This is a genomic window from Mycobacterium sp. UM_Kg27, assembly GCF_000972905.1.
Lineage (GTDB): Bacteria > Actinomycetota > Actinomycetes > Mycobacteriales > Mycobacteriaceae > Mycobacterium.
On the sequence record NZ_JRMM01000034.1, the window covers coordinates 1 to 16894 of the forward strand.

The 16894-nt window shown below is 65.9% G+C and carries 19 protein-coding genes and 1 pseudogene; 5 read left to right on the plus strand and 15 right to left on the minus strand.

What is annotated here, in order from left to right; all coding sequences use genetic code 11:
• Nucleotides 1-104: 104 nt before the first annotated feature.
• Nucleotides 105-311 (plus strand): ferredoxin, encoded by a 207-nt coding sequence (locus LI94_RS07845; RefSeq protein ID WP_024440902.1) that lies wholly within the window; start codon nucleotides 105-107, stop codon nucleotides 309-311.
• The gene (locus LI94_RS07850; protein WP_046300848.1) at nucleotides 311-613 is read left to right on the plus strand and encodes a DUF1330 domain-containing protein; all 303 of its coding nucleotides are present in this window, start codon (nucleotides 311-313) and stop codon (nucleotides 611-613) included. Before LI94_RS07845 ends, LI94_RS07850 begins: the two co-directional genes overlap by 1 nt.
• Here the strand turns inward: LI94_RS07850 and LI94_RS07855 are convergent.
• The 7 genes and pseudogenes from LI94_RS07855 to LI94_RS07885 all read right to left on the minus strand — a co-directional run bounded on the left by LI94_RS07855 (nucleotide 610) and on the right by LI94_RS07885 (nucleotide 7022).
• Complete coding sequence (locus LI94_RS07855) at nucleotides 610-819, minus strand: ferredoxin (RefSeq protein WP_024440900.1); 210 nt, start codon at nucleotides 817-819, stop codon at nucleotides 610-612. The genes LI94_RS07850 and LI94_RS07855 overlap by 4 nt on opposite strands.
• Before the next feature lie 8 nt (nucleotides 820-827).
• Complete coding sequence (locus tag LI94_RS07860) at nucleotides 828-2030, minus strand: cytochrome P450 (RefSeq protein WP_024440899.1); 1203 nt, start codon at nucleotides 2028-2030, stop codon at nucleotides 828-830.
• Nucleotides 2031-2143: 113 nt separating this feature from the next.
• Nucleotides 2144-2962 (minus strand): NAD(P)-dependent oxidoreductase, encoded by an 819-nt coding sequence (locus tag LI94_RS07865; RefSeq protein ID WP_046300849.1) that lies wholly within the window; start codon nucleotides 2960-2962, stop codon nucleotides 2144-2146.
• Nucleotides 2962-3819 carry an alpha/beta fold hydrolase gene (locus LI94_RS07870; RefSeq protein ID WP_052739901.1) on the minus strand — a complete coding sequence of 286 codons (858 nt, stop codon included), beginning with the start codon at nucleotides 3817-3819 and terminating at the stop codon, nucleotides 2962-2964. Before LI94_RS07870 ends, LI94_RS07865 begins: the two co-directional genes overlap by 1 nt.
• A gap of 34 nt (nucleotides 3820-3853) precedes the next feature.
• Nucleotides 3854-5509, minus strand: coding sequence for an OB-fold domain-containing protein (locus LI94_RS07875; RefSeq protein WP_046300851.1), 1656 nt, complete (start codon nucleotides 5507-5509; stop codon nucleotides 3854-3856).
• Nucleotides 5510-5520: 11 nt separating this feature from the next.
• Nucleotides 5521-5715 (minus strand): annotated as a pseudogene (locus LI94_RS07880) (ferredoxin); the annotation flags it as partial.
• Nucleotides 5712-7022 carry an NADH-ubiquinone oxidoreductase-F iron-sulfur binding region domain-containing protein gene (locus tag LI94_RS07885; protein WP_046300853.1) on the minus strand — a complete coding sequence of 437 codons (1311 nt, stop codon included), beginning with the start codon at nucleotides 7020-7022 and terminating at the stop codon, nucleotides 5712-5714. The gene LI94_RS07885 and the pseudogene LI94_RS07880, both read right to left, overlap by 4 nt.
• Before the next feature lie 29 nt (nucleotides 7023-7051).
• On the opposite strand from LI94_RS07885, the gene LI94_RS07890 reads away from it, so the two are divergent.
• A complete protein-coding gene (locus LI94_RS07890; protein ID WP_036457227.1) occupies nucleotides 7052-7522 on the plus strand; it encodes a hypothetical protein in 471 nt (156 codons plus the stop codon).
• Nucleotides 7523-7527: 5 nt separating this feature from the next.
• On the opposite strand, the gene LI94_RS07895 is transcribed toward LI94_RS07890, so the two are convergent.
• Genes LI94_RS07895 through LI94_RS07910 form a run of 4 tightly spaced genes read right to left on the minus strand, consistent with a single transcriptional unit; the run spans nucleotide 7528 to nucleotide 11063 of the window.
• The gene (locus LI94_RS07895; RefSeq protein ID WP_024440892.1) at nucleotides 7528-8394 is read right to left on the minus strand and encodes an alpha/beta hydrolase; all 867 of its coding nucleotides are present in this window, start codon (nucleotides 8392-8394) and stop codon (nucleotides 7528-7530) included.
• A gap of 16 nt (nucleotides 8395-8410) precedes the next feature.
• Nucleotides 8411-8803: a Rieske 2Fe-2S domain-containing protein gene (locus LI94_RS07900; RefSeq protein ID WP_024440891.1), complete on the minus strand. Its 393-nt coding sequence runs from the start codon at nucleotides 8801-8803 to the stop codon at nucleotides 8411-8413.
• Nucleotides 8804-9946 carry an amidohydrolase family protein gene (locus LI94_RS07905; RefSeq protein WP_024440890.1) on the minus strand — a complete coding sequence of 381 codons (1143 nt, stop codon included), beginning with the start codon at nucleotides 9944-9946 and terminating at the stop codon, nucleotides 8804-8806.
• Nucleotides 9947-9974: 28 nt separating this feature from the next.
• Nucleotides 9975-11063, minus strand: coding sequence for an amidohydrolase family protein (locus LI94_RS07910; RefSeq protein WP_024440889.1), 1089 nt, complete (start codon nucleotides 11061-11063; stop codon nucleotides 9975-9977).
• A 268-nt stretch (nucleotides 11064-11331) separates the two neighbouring features.
• On the opposite strand from LI94_RS07910, the gene LI94_RS07915 reads away from it, so the two are divergent.
• Nucleotides 11332-12339, plus strand: a complete 1008-nt coding sequence (locus tag LI94_RS07915) for an acyl-CoA dehydrogenase family protein (protein ID WP_024440888.1) — start codon at nucleotides 11332-11334, stop codon at nucleotides 12337-12339.
• Nucleotides 12323-13498 carry an acyl-CoA dehydrogenase family protein gene (locus tag LI94_RS07920; RefSeq protein WP_046300854.1) on the plus strand — a complete coding sequence of 392 codons (1176 nt, stop codon included), beginning with the start codon at nucleotides 12323-12325 and terminating at the stop codon, nucleotides 13496-13498. Before LI94_RS07915 ends, LI94_RS07920 begins: the two co-directional genes overlap by 17 nt.
• Before the next feature lie 8 nt (nucleotides 13499-13506).
• On the opposite strand, the gene LI94_RS07925 is transcribed toward LI94_RS07920, so the two are convergent.
• Genes LI94_RS07925 through LI94_RS07940 form a run of 4 tightly spaced genes read right to left on the minus strand, consistent with a single transcriptional unit; the run spans nucleotide 13507 to nucleotide 16841 of the window.
• Entirely contained in the window at nucleotides 13507-14889 is a 1383-nt protein-coding gene (locus LI94_RS07925; RefSeq protein WP_046300855.1) for a cytochrome P450, read from the minus strand.
• Nucleotides 14890-14902: 13 nt separating this feature from the next.
• Nucleotides 14903-15097: a ferredoxin gene (locus LI94_RS07930; protein WP_024440885.1), complete on the minus strand. Its 195-nt coding sequence runs from the start codon at nucleotides 15095-15097 to the stop codon at nucleotides 14903-14905.
• Nucleotides 15098-15148: 51 nt separating this feature from the next.
• Complete coding sequence (locus LI94_RS07935) at nucleotides 15149-16009, minus strand: mycofactocin-coupled SDR family oxidoreductase (protein ID WP_024440884.1); 861 nt, start codon at nucleotides 16007-16009, stop codon at nucleotides 15149-15151.
• A gap of 55 nt (nucleotides 16010-16064) precedes the next feature.
• Entirely contained in the window at nucleotides 16065-16841 is a 777-nt protein-coding gene (locus LI94_RS07940; RefSeq protein ID WP_046300856.1) for an SDR family oxidoreductase, read from the minus strand.
• Nucleotides 16842-16894: the final 53 nt, after the last annotated feature.

The following is a 16894-nucleotide window of genomic DNA, read 5'->3' on the forward strand; positions in this document are numbered from 1 at the left end:
GGCCCGCAGGGGGCGCGTCAGTTCCACTACATCCCGACCTACATCCTGCGCGGGCTGATCCAACTGAACCTGGAATTCACCCCCGCGGCCGATCGGGCGGCGCGATGAAGGCCTGGGTCGACCCCGATCGCTGTGCCGGACATGGCATCTGCACCACGATCTGCCCGCAGGTGTTCGTCATCAACGACGACGGTTATTCCGAGGTCACCGTTGACGAAGTGCCGGCGCAGTTCGAAGACGCGGTTCGCGACGCCATCAAGCAATGCCCAGAACGTGCCATCGACGACGTCACCGAAACTCAGGAGAGCTAATGGCGAACGCGCCCAAGGGATATGTCATCTTGACCGAGGCCATCAAGGACCCCGCGGGCATGGTTGCCTACGGTAAGGCTGCCGGGCCGACGATGGCCGGCGCCACGATCCTGACCGTCGAGACCCAGCATGAGGTGCTGGAAGGCCAGTGGCACGGAAACCAAACCGTGGTATTGGAGTTCGAAACCGTCGACGCCGCCCGCGCCTGGTACCACTCCGAGGCCTACCAGGAGGCGGCGAAGCTTCGGCAGGCCGCGGCCGAGTGCAACGCGGTGATCCTGTCGGGATTCCCGGCGCGCTAGTCGTCGACCTCGACGATCGCCAGCGCCTGGCGGGGGCAGCGGCGGACCGCCTCGGCGACGTCGCGTTCGGTCTCGGCGGTGATGTCAGGTTTGAGAATGAAGAGGTTGTCGTCGTCATCGACGTGGAACACCTCCGGGTTGACGCCCATACAGATCGCATTGGCTTCGCACAACCCGTAATCGACCACCACCTGTCGGCGTGACATTGACACCCCTAACGCAGCACGCGGACGGGAACGTTCTTCCAGCCGGAGACGTTCTGCATGTGAACTCGTTGCAGGCCAGCCCAATCCACCTCATAGCGAGGCATGAAGTCCAGCAGTCGCTCCAAGGCGATGACGCTTTCCATCCGGGCCAGCGCTGCCCCCAGGCAGCTGTGAATCCCATATCCGAGGCCCAGGTGTTGCGCCTGGGTCTGGTCCCGGTCGACGTCGAAGGTGTCGGGATCGGTGAACGCCTCGGGATCCCGGTTGGCGGCCGCGGCGATCAAGAACACCGGTTTGCCGGCCGGAATGGTGCCACCGGCGACGTGCGCTTCCTTGAGGGTGTAGCGGACGTTGTACTGCACCGGGCCCTCGTAGCGCAGCAGTTCCTCGACTGCCGCGGGAACCTTGCTGCGATCGTCGAGGAGCTTCTGCCACTGGTCGGGCTGGCGGGCGAAGATCACTGCGGCGTTGCCGACCAGCTTGGTGACGGTTTCCGCACCGGCGGCCCCGAGTAGCGAGGCGAATCCGGTGATCTCGATATCGTCGAGGCGCCGCATGCTGCCGTCCTCGCCGGGCATCTCGGCGGCAATCAGCCTGCTGATCATGTCGTCCTGCGGGTTGGCGCGCCGTTCCTGGATCAGTCCGTAGTAGTAGGTCGCGGTCTCGATGGTGGCCTGCATGCCGGCTTCGCTGACCTCGATCTGCCCCGGCTCGCGCTGCAGCGAGGTGTCGATCCAGTGCCGAACCTGTTGACGGTACTCATCAGGCACGCCGGCCATCCGGGTGATGACCTCTACCGGGAACGGGCCGGAGAAGTCCTGCACCACGTCGAAACCGTCGGGGTCGACGGCGCCCAGGAACCGCTCGACCTGCTCGATGACGGTGTCGCGCTGGGCCTGGATCGCGCGCGGGGTGAAGGCCTTGTTGAGCAGGCTGCGCATATGCCGGTGATCCGGTGGGTCCATGAAGATGATCATTTTCTGCGGCGCCTCACCCGAGCGCACCATCGCGAGATCGCAGCCGCGGGCCGACGAATAGGTCTCGAAGTCCTTGAGAGCCGCCGACACATCTTCGTGGCGGGTCAGCGCGTAGAAGTCCTCTTCGGCGTTGTAGTACAGCGGTGCTTCCTCGCGCATGCGCCGATAGATGTCGAAGGGGTTCTCGTAATACTCTTCGGAGAACGGGTCGAAGATGAGTTCCGCCTTGGTCATCGAACCTCCTCGGTGCGCCGGAAGCTAGGCGAAGCCGACGCTGGGACGATGGACTATAACCGCTACTGTAAGGTAAACGGCAGCGTGTCGGAAGGGTTCTGCGCAGACCGGCGTCACCGGGGGTGATCCATCAGCGCCAGCGCCGCATCAGCGGCATCGAGCACCGCTGAAGGATCTGCCCCCGCCCGCTGGGCCAGATCAGACACCAATCGGACATCCTTCTGCAGCAGGGCTCCTGCCAGCCCCGCCAGCCGGTCCAGGGTGCCGCCCGACCCCCGGATGCTGTTCAGCGCGAAGCTGTTCGCGCTGCCCCGGGACACCACCTCGGCGAGCCGGTCGGTGGCGACGCCCAGTTGCTCGCCCAGAGCCAGCGCGGTGGCGGCGGTCCCGAGGTTAGCGGTGAACAACAGGTTGTTGAGCAGCTTGGTCACCTGACCGGTGCCCAGTTCGCCCAGATGCACCACCGGGTCGGCGTAGGTCTCGAAGACGGGCCGGCAGCGCTCGACGACGTCGGACTCACCCCCGGCCATCACCAGCAAGGTGCCGGCCGCGGCGGCCGGACCGCCGCCGCTGACCGGAGCATCGATCACCGAGACCTGCTGTTCGGCACAGTCCTGCGCCAACCGGCGACAGGTGTCGGGATGGACCGTGCTGTGAATCGCGATGATTCCGCCGGGCTGCAGTCCGGCCAGCACACCGCTGTCGCCCCGGACCACTTCCTCGACATCGGCGTCGCCCACCACGCACAGGCAGACCAGGTCGCTTTGGCCGGCCAACTTCGCGGGGGAATCGGCGATGCGTGCCTCGGTGTCGGAGAAGGACTCCAGCGTGCCGTCTCTTCGCGCCCACAATGTCGTGGCGTAGCCGCCCTCGATGATGCGCCGCGCCATCGGCGCGCCCTGGCTGCCCAACCCGATGAATCCGACCCGCATCAGCTGACCTCCGAGTCTCGCGCGACGATGGCGGTCGCGCAATCGTTGACGAATGACAGCACCGACTGGTGGTACTGCGCTGCGCTGAAGCCAAGGCTGAGATTATGACCCGACTCGAGCTGGTGGTTGCTGGTGAAACTGTCTGCGGCAGTGAAGATGTTGCGGATCTCGCGTTGCGCGGCCGGGCCGGACTCCCAGACCTTCTCGTGTTCGGCGAAGGTGAAGCGCACCGGCGCCCGAACCTGTGCGGCCAGTGCCGGAAAGTCCCGTCGCGGCCAACTGGCCACCATGTCGGCCTCATACGGAGCGCCCGACGATGCGTTGGTGATCCCGCGCAGCACCGCCTCCGGGTACAGCGCGGCGGGCTCCCAGAGCAGTTCGCGCAGACCGGCGGGCCGCTGTCCGGGTCCGGCCGAACTCAATGCGGTACGCGCGGCGTCTTGGTAGCGCAGTCCGGTGCCGGCCAGTTCCAGACCGAGCAGCTCCGCGCCGCGGTCGGTTGCGGCCATCCGCACCGCCAGCTCGCAACCGTTGGAATGACCCAGCACGAACAGCCCTGCGCCACGACCCCGTTCGCCCAGGATCCGATCGACGGCCAGATAGGCCAGCCGGACGCGTTGCTCGGGCTCGGTCATCGCCTCCGGATACAGGGCTGAGCTGCCGTAGCCCGGACGATCTAACGCGATCACGGTGTAGCCCAGCGCCGCACCGGCTCTCAACAGCGACAGCGTGGGCTGTCCGGGGCAGTCGAAGTAGATCGACGTGGTCCCACCACCGTGCAGCGCGACAACCACCGCACGCGGATCGGGGACCTCGGCGACCAGTGCCGACATCGGGACCCCGTCGGCACTGACCATCCGCGGGCGCACCGTTGTGTTCACGAGTCGGTCCTCACGAGTCGGTCCGCAGCAAGATGACCCCACTCGGTGTCAGTCCGCCGCTGCTGGCCACGGCGACCCGCGCATCGGCGATCTGGCGTTCACCGGCCTCACCGCGCAGCTGGGTGACCGCCTCGTGGATCAGTCCCATGCCGTGCGTACGGCCGTGCGAGAGCTGACCACCGTGGGTGTTCAGCGGCAGCACCCCGTCGCGTGCGATGTTGACGCCCCCGTCCAGGAAGCTCTTCGCCTCACCGATGCCGCAGAAGCCCAGTGCCTCAATCCAAGACAGGCAGTTGAAGGTGAACCCGTCGTAGAGTTCGGCGACGTCGACGTCCGCCGGCCGCAACGACGTCCGGGACCACAGGTGTGCGGACTGGCCGAGGACCTGCGGTTCGTGGGTCAGCGTGCTCTGGTCCCAATCGGTTCGTTCGATGATCTGAGTGCCGACCGCCTCGACCCGGATCGGCGGCTTGGCCAAGTCGCGTGCCGCATCGACGGCCGACACGATCACCGCGACCGCGCCATCGCACGGGACGTCGCAGTCGTAGAGACCGAACGGGGTGGTGATCATCCGAGCGGACAGGTAGTCGTCCATGCCCATCGGATCGCGGTAGATCGCGGTCGGGTTCAGTGCGGCATTGGCCCGCTGGTTCAACGCGATCCAGCCGAGTGTCTCGCGGGTGGTCCCGTAGCGGTGGAAATGCCGCTGCGCATTGAGTGCCAGGGTGTGTGCTGCCGAGGTGGCGCCGAACGGAACCTGCCAACTGTTCGTACGCCGTCCGCCGGGTGGTGCGGCCCTGCCCACTTTCAGCCGCTCGGCGAAGGTCGATTCCCACACGGTTCGGAAACACAACACGTGCCGGGCCAGCCCGGTGGCCACGGCCATCATCGCGGCGATGACAGAACCGCTCGGACCGAAGGTGTCCATGCCGCCGTTGATCCAGGTCGGGCGGAACCCCAACGCGCCCTCCAGCGCCGACACCCCGCCCTCGCCCATGCCCGCGACGTCTAAGCCCGGGTACGTGGAGAGTCCGTCGATGTCCTCGAAGGTCAAGCCCGCATCGGTGACGGCCGCCTGGCATGCCTGCACGGTCAGCGCCAGCGGCGCGGCCATCAGCCGACGGCCCAGTCGTGACGCCCCGACCCCGGTGATCGCCACCTTGTCCTCGAACTTGTCGGCGGACACCATCGGGCGCACATGCTGTGCGTAGTCTTCGGGCGCGATCTCGTCGTCGGGAAGCGGCTTGATCTCCGCACTGTCGGGCACCGGCCGAAACAGCGGCAACCAGACATCGTCGATGTTCTCGAACGCCACCTCCACCTGCTGGCCCAGTCCGAGCTGGTCGGGGTCGCAGTCGATGAGGGTGGTGGTCAGCCGAACTCGTGGGTCTTCGTCGATCGCTACCTGCGCCACCACATAGGGCGCCGGCAGACCGGGCAGGCTGAATCGGTGGTTGACGGTGAAGCCCGCCAGCGTGGCCCGGCCAGACACGTCACGCACACCCATATTCATGCTGCGGCAATACCGGCACACCGGTTGTGGCGGATGGATCAGTGCGGCGCAATCGAGACATTCCTGCAGCCGTAGCACGCCGTCAGCGCCAGCGGTCCAAAAGAATTCGTTCTCGGGGGTGACCGCGGGAAGGGGACGGCCAGGTGCGCTCATAGGTCGTCCTCTTCGGTGATCTCGATGATGGCGTGCACCGGGCAGTCCAGCAGGGCGCGCATGACATCGTGCTCGTCGGCTTTCTCAACCGACCCGTCGCCCGTCAAGGACGCATAGCCCCAGTCGTCCAGCGAAAAATGTTTGGGCGCGTGTTTGGCGCAGAAGCCGAACCCGTCGCACAGCGTGCGGTCCAGGCGGATCTTCATGCCGTCACCTCCTCGACCTGGTAGGGACGCATCGCGCGGAAGGCGCCGCCACGGCAGACGTCGCAGGCGCCGTCGAGGTGGCGCGTCACCAACTCCGGAAACCGGGTCAGCAGACTGGCGGCAACATGGGTGGCACCGTCCAGCGTGCCGCAGGCGCCGCGCCCGGGCAGCACACCGGCCCACCGTTGCAGCCGCTGCACGTCTTCGGTGGTCGCGACTCCATCCCGCAGGGCTTCGGCGACCGCCGCCATAGCCACGGTGCCGTTGAAGCACGACCCACACTGCCCGGCGTTCTCCCTGCCGAAATAGGCCAATACCGCGGCCGCCACCGCCACCGGGCAGTCGTCGGTGAGAACGCAGATCGCCCCGCAGCCCAGGCCGCTGCCGCTCGCGCGCAGCGACTCGTGGTCGAGGGTGACCCGCAGCGCTTCGTGGTTGAGCAGACCGGCGAAATACCCACCCATCAGAACACCGCGGACCTGCTCGGCCGCAATCCCGTGCGCGCTCAGCAGTTCGGCGATCGGGACGCCATGCGGCAGCTCGTAGAGCACGGGCGAAACCCCGCCGCCGCTGACCGTGGCCAGGAAGGTACCCGGCGACAAGGCAGTTCCGTGCGTGCGAAACGCTTCGGCTCCGTGCTGTTGCAGATAGGGGAGATTCGCCAGCGTTTCGACATTGGAGACCAGGGTCGGCAGCGCACCGACTCCCTGTTGGTAGGGGCGAGGTGGTTTGTCCGTCGGCTTGGCCGGGCCGCCGTTGATGGCCCGCACCGCCGCAGTCTCCTCGCCGGCCACATAGCCCGCGTCGACGGTGACCACCCGGATCGACAGCCCGCCAAGGACTTCCGGGCCGACCTCGGTCAGGGCGTTCTCGACGCTGCGGGCCGCCCAGGCATCGGAGACATAGACGTAGGCGCGACGTGCCGCCACCGTAGCCGCGGTCAGCCGTAACCCGTCCAGTACCAGATGGGGTCGGTTGCGCAGCAGCCACCGGTCCTTGATCGAGGCTGGTTCGCCCTCTTCGCCATTGGCCACCACGACGGTGTCGCGGCCGCGGCGGCCGGCGTCGCGCACCGAACGCAGCTTGACTGCGAGCGGGAATCCCGCGCCGCCGCGGCCGAGCAGACCGCTGCGTTCCACCTCGGCGAGAAGCTCGTCCGGGTCGCGCAGCGGTCGATAGCCGCCGGCCTGGTATTCCGTTGCGCCCTCGACACCGGACTGCAGTCGCAGCAGTCGCGGCGGGCAGCCCGGCCAGGCGGCCACAGTGATCGCTTTGGCGTCCGGAGTGACCGTGCTGTTGGTCGTCATTGACACCTCGTTTGACTAGGCTCGCGGACGTGAGAACAGCGGTGGTGCGACTCGACGTCGACCCGGCCGGGAAGCTGGTGCCCGAGCATCTGATGTCGGGAATGGCAACGCTGCGCGAGCTGGCCGGCCAAGCCGGTGTCGATGTGGTCGATGCCGACATCGCCGCCATGCCGGTGGGCCGGCGACACGTACGGTTGCTGATCACCGGAGCCGAACGGGACGTCATTGATATCGGTGTGCGGCTGTGCGCCAAAGCCTTCGGCACGGCGCCGACGCCAGGTGTGGTGACCTACCTCAGCAGGGGCACCGATGACGACGTGCACGGGGTGCTGGCCGGGCTGGGACTGTCCGGCGAGATCGCTCGCGCAGCGGGGCCCGATGGTCTGGACATCGTGCACGTGACGTTGGCGGAGTCGGATCTGCAGCGGGTCGGCGAAAGCCGGATCCACACGGCGCTGGAGGCGTCGCTGAACTGCGAGGTTCACATCCATACCAGCTGAGTGCATCAGCGGCCCAAAAATTCCAGGATCGCCGGGGCGGCCTGCACCCAGGTGTCGAACATGTTGAAGTGACTGACTTTTCCCGATGCCCGATCTTCAGCGGCCCGCTCCCAGGCGTCTTCGGGCCAGGGTGGGTCGATCAGCTCGGATCCCTTGATCAGGCAGTTGACCTCCAGTGAGGTCCGTTTCGGGTGGTCCCAGTCGTTCTCGCCGCCGCGGATGATCAGTGTGGGAACCGTGATCCGGTCGAACATCTCGTCGTCCACGCCGGGAATCGTCTGGCCCGGCTTGGAGACGAAGGCGTTGAGCCAGCGCAACATCACCTTGAGGAACGCATCGCCGTCCAGGTCGAGCAGCCGTTGTTTGTTGTTGGGATTCTCCTCGATCCGCTCCTGCCATTCGCGTACGCCCAGCAGGGCCGCCGGGCCGCCACCACGCGCGGCCAGGATGCTGGGCACCACGTAGTAGGACCCGAGCACGAAGGTGCCGTAGATGCCGCCCACGATGTTCCACAGGGCCAGCTTGGTGACCAACTCCGGATAGAGCATGGTGGTCAGGATCGAGTCGCGTGCCCCACCCGAGCCGCCGGCCAGGATGACCGGTCCAGTCCCCAGGGCGGTCAACAGTCCGTGCAGGGTTTCGGCGCGCATGTGCGATTCGGACTGGCCGTAGAACTGCACGTCGGAGGCCCCGCAGTTGGGCCGGTCCCACAGCAGCACGCGGTACCCGCCTTCGACGAGAGCGTCGGCGAGCGGGCGCAATCCGGGGATCTCCTTGGAGAATCGCCCACCGGGGGTCAAGACGATCAGCTCACCCGTGGTACCGAGGATCTCGTAGACAACGTTGCCGGCGTTGACTTCGATAGAGGCCACCGAAAACTCCTGTGCGCTAGGCCTGGACGAGGACGTCGTTGCCGACTACCCGCACCGGGTAGGTGCGGATGCTCCACTCCGGTTTGACCGCGGTCGTACCGGTGGCGAGTTCGAAACCCCATTGATGCCAAGGGCAGTAGATGTACTCGAGGTCGCGGACCATGGCGGCGTCGCCCGGGCGCTCCTCGTCGACGACGGTACGACCGCGCAGCCGGCCCGAGCACAGCGGACCGCCCTGGTGAGGGCAGAAGTTCGCGATTGCGTAGAACGTCCCATTGATGTTGTACACGCCGACTCCGTGATGCCCGATCGGCACGAGCTTGTGCGTGCCGGGCGGGATTTCATCGATGGTGGCAACAATGTGCTCCCGGCCCTGGGCCAGCCGGGGCCGCTGCTCGTCGTGGCTCATCTAGAACACCCGCACCTGTCCCTCGAGGGCCGGGACCGTGTCGGGAAGGTGGTAGGTCTGCAGTCCGTTTTTGAACATCACCGCTTCCCGGGCCGCCTTGGGCAGGTGTTTGACCAGCCAGCGCGGATCGTCGAAGGTCCAGTGCGGGTAGTCCGAGGAATAGAGCAGGATCTTCTCGCACTCCATCCATTCCAGGGCACGTGAGAGTTCGGTCTTATCCTCCGGGTAGTCCAATGGCTGGGTGGTGAATTTGATGTGTTCCTTGACGTATTCACTGGGCTTGCGCTTGATGTCTACCCATGACTTGCGGGCCGCGTAGATGGCGTCCATCCGCCACATCAGCGGCAGGATCCAGGTGAAGGCGTGTTCGACGAGCACGATGCGCAGGTTCGGGTGCCGGTCGAAGACCCCGTCGAACACCAGGCTCATCACCTGGTTCGCTGCCAGCAGCGAGTAGGTGACCATGAAATCGTGGTTGTAGCTGGGCATTCCTACCGGCGGCATCGGCAGTTCTTCGTGATGGCTGCGGGACAGGTGGCAGCTCACGGTGATGTCGTGCTTGGTGGCCGCCGCCCAGATCGGGTCGTACTTGGGGTCGCCCCACGCGGGCCGTGGCTCGGCCTTGATCAGGATCTGCGCCATGTAGGGGTGCCCGGCCCATTTCTCGATCTCGGCGACCGCGCCGGCGGGGTCCTCGATCGCGGCGCAGATCGAGCCGCGCCAGCGCTCATGCCAGTTGTTCTTGGCGTCGAGCCAATGGTTGGCCTGCCAGTCGTTGAGCGCAGTCGACATCGCCTGCTGTGCTTCGGGGAAGCGGGCCGGGTAGGCGGCGGGCTCAAGGATCGCGTAGTCGGCGCCCGCTTCCATGATGAGTTGTTTGAACGCCAACTCCGGGTCGCTTCCCGGGAATTCGCCATCGGCCGGGAACGCGTCAACACGCATGGCGAAGGCGTGTGCGTAGTCGGGGGCGTCGTAGTAGATCTGCTCGCCGACCCGACGGGGCAGAAAGTACTTGCTGCGCCAGGGCTCGGGGAGATATTGCACCAGGTCGCCGCGCCGCGGCACCGGGTGAACGTCCGAATCCACACACCGCACAGCGATTCGCTCGGCGGCCGGCTTACGCTCGGTGGCTGTCACGGTCATCGTGAACTCCCTTGATTCCTGCTGCTCTCTAGTGTGCGCCCGCGACGGCGCCCACGTCGATGCCGTATAGCCGACTGGCGTTGCGCCAGCACAGCTTGTCGCGCTGTTCGGCGCTGAATGCGCGTGGAACGATCAGGTCGTTGCGCTGCCAGTGCGGATAGCTGGACCCGTACATCACCATGTCCTCTTTGCCGGTGAAGCCGAACCATTCGCCGGCAAAATCGGTGTCCCCGGGGCCGTCCATGGCGCCCTGCACGAAGTAGACGTGGCCGGGCAGGTAGTCGCTGGGCATCTTCGGTGCCCAGGGTGTTTGCTCCAGGTGTGGCCGGCCGAAGGTGTCCATCCGCCAGATGATCGGCGTCAGCAGGTCCGCGGCGCCGTCGGCCCACACGAACTTCAGCGCCGGCATCCGCTCGAAGACGCCCTCGGCGATCATGTTCATCAGGTGGTACAGGTAATTGCATGCCATGAAGCTGACGTACTGCTCGTAGGTGCGGGGCACGCCGGACGGCGTCGGCGAGGCGGAGATGCCCGAACCCACCTCGATGTGTGCCACGACCGGCAGGCTCGCGTCGATGGCCGCCTCCCACAGCGGCCAGAACTGCGGTTTGCCGAAGAGTTCCCGGGATTGCAACGGAACGCCGATCTGCACGATCCGGGGGTGATCCTTCCAGCGTTCGATCTCCCGCAGCGCGCCGGCGATGTCGTCGGGGTTGACCCGGATGGTGCCCCGGAAGCGCTCGCCGTACTCGGGGTGGTCCAGCCAGCGCGACACCAGAATCTCGTTGTGCGCCGCGGCGATCGCAGATCCCAGATGCCGGTCCGGCATGACCCCGCGGGTCATCGGGTGCAGCACCGCCACGTCGATCCCGCGTTCGGCGAACAGGTGCTGGGCGACCAGGTCGGGATCGGACCCCGGGTATTGGCGCTGCGGGCCGTCGGTGCCGGGGGCGTACTCGCCGCCCGGCGCGCCGTACCAGTCCATTTCGTAGTCGGGAAAGCCGCGGCTCTTGAACGGTTCGCGCATGAAGGTGCGGAGGTCGGAGTTGGATGCCGCAAAGATGTGCACACTGGCGTCGATGACAGGCGTGCGGGTGCCGTCGGGGTGCTCGATCATCAACGCCGCCCTTCGTAGTACCGCCCGCCGGGCACGTGGTGCAGTCACCGTGCCGCCCGACCCCCCGGTGGTACCCATTGTATAGCTGTATTCTTTGCAGGCAAGAACAAGATTCTCATACTGACCCGCGACGGTTGCCCGCAGTGGGTGACGTCGTCGCCAGATCACTACGTCGTTATGCAGCGACGGCAAGGCATCTCAACACGAGATCGTTACATCCATTAGCGAGAATGTTATTCTCAATCGGCGCTTGGGAGAGGTGGCTGCGATGCTTTTGGAGTTCGACGAAGATCAGCGACTGTGGCAGGGCACGGTACGCGATGTGGTGGGCAAGCAGTGCTCGCCCTCGCTGGTACGCCGTGTCGCCGAGGGAGAGGAAGGCGGCGCAGTCGACTCACTCTGGAAGGTCTACGTCGACCTGGGCTGGACCGAGCTGCACGAGCCCGAGAACGCGGTAGAGCTGGCGATCGTCCTGGAAGAACTGGGCCGCGCCACCGACCCGACGCCCTTCCTGGCGACCATGACCCAATTCGCCCCGCTGGTCGGTGAGCGCCACAACCCGGACGGTTCCACTGGCGCAGCGGTCTTCAGTGGGGTGAGTGCGCATCGCAACGCCGCCGGCTGGGTGCTGGAGGGAACCGCCCTGCGTGTCCTGGACGGCGACCGCGCCGATCGGCTGGCGGTAGTCACCGCGGCGGGTGTGTTCTTGGTCGACGCCGGCGCGGTGACGACCCGAAAATCGGCCGTCTTCGACCCGACGTTGCACGTCAGCGACGTGTCCTTCGCCGGCGTTGAGGTGCCTGACGGGGCCCGGATCCGCGTCGACGTCGAGCGGGCGCGCCACGTCGCGCTCAGCGGAATGGCGATGACGATGGTCGGTGCCTGCCAGCGCATCCTCGACCTGGCCTTGGAGCATGTCCGCAGCCGGCAACAGTTCGGGGTGCCGATCGGCTCCTTCCAGGCCGTCCAGCACAAGGCCGCCGACATGCACGTGGCGATCGAACGCGCCCGGGCGCTGGCCTATTTCGCCGCGTTGACGATCACAGTCGATGACCCGCGGCGGCGGATGGCATCCGCCATGGCCAAGGCCGCCGCTGGGGAATGCCAGTCGGTGGTCTTCCGCCATGGGCTGCAACTGTTCGGCGCGATGGGCTTCACTTGGGAGAACGACCTGCAGTTCGCGCTCAAGCGGGCCAAGGCGGGCGAGTTGATGCTGGGGGGCGCCGCGCAGCACCGCGCCGCGATCGCCGAGGAGTACCTTGCAGCTCGCATTTGACGCGCACGTCGAGGAGTTCCGCGCCGAGTTCGCGGCCTTCCTCGACGCCAACCTGCCCCCCGAGGCCGACGCCTTGGAGCGGCCACGTTCGGTGTCGCACATGCCGCAATGGGCGCGCGACTGGCAGCGACTGCTGTTCGACAACGGCTGGTTGTTGCCCGGCAATCCGCCGGAGTTCGGTGGTCGCAACGCCACCCTGCTGCAGCAGTTCGTGCATCTAGAAGAGCTGTGCCGGCGCCGCATCTATCACAGCTTCAATCCGCAAGGTGTGAATATTATTGCGGCATCGCTTCTTTCGTTCGGTAGCGATGAGCAGAAGCAACGCTGGGCGGTGCCGATTCTGCGTGCTGAGATCACCGCCTCGCTGGGCATGAGTGAGCCGAGTGCGGGATCGGACCTGGCGTCCTTGCGGACCAGGGCCGATCGTGACGGAGAAGACTTCATCGTCAACGGCCAGAAGGTGTGGACCTCGGGCGCCCACGATGCCGACGTGCTGCTCACCTTCGTTCGTACCGATCCCGATGCGCCCAAACACAAGGGCATCAGTGTGCTGGTCATCCCGACCGACACCGCGGGGGTGGTGCGCCGTCCGTTCCCCACCATCTGCGGGATCGACGACGAAGACTTCAACGAGGTCTTCTTCACCGATGTGCGGGTGCCGGCGGAGAATCTCGTCGGTCCGCTGCACGGTGGCTGGCGGGTGGCCAACGGATCCCTGGGGCACGAACGCACCATGATGTGGCTGGGTTTCGCCGACCGGCTGGACAACATCATCGCCGACTTCCATCCCGAGGGTGCGCTCGAACGTGACCGGTTTGCCACCGCGGTCATGGATTATCAGGCCCTGCGCCTGCTGGGGTCGGCGGCGCTGGCGCGCGCGGCGCGCGGCGAGGAGGACGCGGCCGCACTGTCGGTGCTCAAGCTGCTCGGTTCCGAGGCCGAGATGTTCGCCTCCGGTCACGCGCTGGACGCGGCCGGTGCGGACGGCCTGGTACACCCTGCGAATTCGGGATCATATGCGCCGATGAACCTCGACAGTTACTTCGCCAGCTGGTTCGAGCGGCACGCCCGAAGCTTCTCCGGCACCATCGCCGGGGGTACCTCGGAGATTCACCGCAACATCATTGCCCAACAGGGGCTGGGACTGCCTCGCGGCTAGCGCGAGGCTCAGTCGATGACGACCGGTTCCTTGCGCTCGGTGATCGGGCGCGCGCACTCCTGCTCATCGCAGATCCGCTGCAGCTTCTCCAGGGTCGCGTCCAGCCCCGGCCCGAGCCGCTTGCCCGGGGTGAAGGTGGCCGGCAGGTTCCGCATGCCCTGGATGACGCCGATCGTGTCGTAGTGCACCGCGCCTGCAGGGTCGCACTGGTAGTCGGGCATCCGGTCGAGCACCGCGGTCAGCATCGACTTGAAAACCGTGCGCGCCACGTTGGACCCGATGCAGCGGTGTACTCCCAGGCCGAAGCTGAAGTGCCGGTTGCCTTTACGGTCCAAAATGATGCTGTTGGGATCTTCGAAGATGGCCGGGTCGCGGTTGGCCATCGCCCACGACAGCCACAGTCGCTCGAACTGTTTGAACTGCTGGCCCTCCACCTCGACGTCCTCGGCGAATGTCCGGCCGTCGCCGGGGGCGGGCGTGAAGAACCGGAGGAATTCCTCGGTCGCCGGGTCCAACAGCGTCGCGCGTTCCCGGCTGAGCCGGGTGCGCTCGGCCGGATTCTGGCCGAGCCATTCCAGTGCGTGCGCCGTCAGCGCCGTGGTGGTGTCGAAACCGCCGCCGATGACCAGGCCCAGGTTGCCCAGGATCTCGATGTCGGGTGCCGGCTCACCGTCGATGCGCAACTGCAGCATCGCGTTGACCAGCCCCGGGCGCGGGTTCTCCCGGATCTCCATCATGTTGTTGATGATGTCGATGCCCATCTCGCGATGCTGCTCGTTGATCTTTTCACGATCGGGTGAGTGCTCCGGGGTGTACACCGAGGCGTGGGTGGGCTCGCTGTAGACGTTCCACTTCTTGAGTTCGATGCCCATCATGGCGAGGGTGAACACCGCGGGCACCACGTTGGCCAGGTGCTCGACAAAATCGATCTGGCCCGACTCGATGTGCTCATCGAGCGCGGCGCGGGTGATCTCATCCACGAACGGCACCCACCGCTTGATCGCAGCGGGGGACAGGTACGGGTTCAGCGCGCCACGGTAGGCGCTGTGTTCGGGCTCATCCATCTCCAGGATGCCGCCGCGCACCACGGTCGCACGGCTCGCCTTGGGAATTGTGATGCCCTGGAAAGGAGTTTCGCCGCTGACGTCGTGGTGGTTGGAGACGACCGGACAGCGGGCCAGCTCGAAGACATGCTTGCTGTCGGCGGCCACCCAGTGCCCGTTGTAGGTGGGACTCCACGCCATCGGACACTTGGCGTGCATCTCGCTGGTTATCTCGTCGAATCGATCGCGGTACTCCGGGGTGTGCCGATCGAAGTAGAAGGTGTTCTTCTTGCGATCGTCGGATACATCGTCTTGGCCGGTCGCGGGCAGTGAGTCGTTGACGCTCAAGGAATCCTCCCTTTCATTCCTCGATGAGAATGGCTTGTTCGGGGCAGGAGTGTGCGGCCTCACGCACGGCGTCCTGCTGATCGGCCGGAACCACTTCGGACACCGGCGAAGAGGTGCCGTCAATGTCGTTGAGCACGAAGGAGTCGGGCGCGATCATCGCGCACAGCGTGTGGCCCTGGCACCGCTGGCCATCAACGGAAACCTTCATGTTCTCGCTCCTTTCAACCGATTTCGGTGCGCTGCGAAACGACGGGTGCCATCAGACGTGGTAGTCGTACCACTTCAGGTATCCGCCGGCGTCAACTCGCAACTGCATGCCGGTCACGTAGCGGGCCTCCTCGGAGGCGAGCCACAGCACTGCGTTGGAGATGTCCTCGGGTTCGATGAACGGCACCTTCATCGCCTGCTGGACGTAGAAGACCGGCTCGGCGTCGGCGCGGGTCGGGTGTTCCAGGTCGGGCCGGAAGGAGCGGTACATCGGCTCGCTCTGCAACATGTCGGTGTTGCAGTTGGTCGGGTGGATGACGTTGGCCCGGATGCCGCGTACCGCCAACTCCGTTGCGAGATCATGGACGTACTGTGCGATCAACCGCTTGGAGGTCATGTAGGCCATCCCGCCGGGGTCGGCGCCCGGGTTCGCCTTCTGATGGGCGTCCATCAACGCGGCCGCCGAGGAGGTGGCGATGATCGAGGCGCCTTCGGACAGGTGGGGCAGCGCGACCTGGATGCCGTTGATGGTTCCGACCAGGTTGGTATTGATGACGTCGGTCCAGGCCTGCAGCGGCGGGTTGCCCTTCATGCCTGCGACACCGGCCTGCGCGACAACGATGTCGAGCTTGCCGAACTCGGCCAGGCCGGCGTCCAGCGCGGTCTTGAGCGCCGCTGCGTCGCGTACGTCGGCCTGCGCGGTGACAATGCTGCGACCGGTCTTCTCGACCAGCTTGGCGGTCTCCTCGAGATCCTCCGGCCGCGCCATCGGGTAGCCGATCGTCTCGATGTCCTGGCACAGGTCGACGGCGATGATGTCGGCGCCTTCCTCGGCAAGTCGCAGTGCATGGCTGCGGCCCTGCCCGCGGGCTGCCCCCGTGATGAATGCGACCTTCCCGGCAACGCGTCCCACTGGTGTTCCTTTCGTTGGTGCCCGTGCACGCCGTGGCGTGGAAATATCTTGAATGTCAGGTGTTTCGGCCGCCGTTGACGCCGATGATCTGCCCGGTGATGTAGCCGGCCTCCTCAGACACCAGGAACGCGCACGCCGCCGCGATGTCCTCGGGCTGTCCGATGCGCCGTACGGGGGTTTTGGCGATGTTGTCCTCGATGTTGCCGAGGAATCCCCGACGATCGGCGTTGCGCAGCATGGGGGTGTCGATGAAGCCCGGCGGTACGGCGTTGACCGTGATCCCGCTCGGCCCGTACTCCAGCGCCAAGGTCTTGGTGAGCCCGTTCACTGCGGATTTGGCCGCAACATAGTGCGCCATATACGGAGTCCCGGAATGAGTGCTCGACGAGGAGATGTTGACGATGCGTCCCCAGCCGGCTTCGACCATGTCGGGCAGTACTGCCTGAATGGTGTGGAAGACCCCGTTGAGGTTGATGTCGATGATCTGTTGCCAGTCCTCGAAGCTGATGTGGCTGAATTTTTTGAAACCGTCCTTGCCGGCGGCGTTGACCAGGATGGTGACCGGGCCGAGCTGTTCGCGGATCTGCGTCAGTGCGGCGTCGATCTGGGCGCGATCGGTCACGTCGGCGGCGAAGGCCAGATCCTGACCGTGTTCATGCGCCGGTCCCAGCTTCGCCTCTCCTCCGTCGAGGCTCGCTGAACCGCCGTTGGGTTTGAGGTCGATGACGGCCACCCGATGGCCGGCGGCACGCAATCGGGTAACGACCGCCGCACCGATGCCCGAGGCGCCCCCGGTCACGACAGCAGTCCTTACGAGGCCGGTCTCGGTCACAAAGAATCTCCTTTCCGAGTGTTGAGAATCGTACTCTCGTATATTGGATTCTG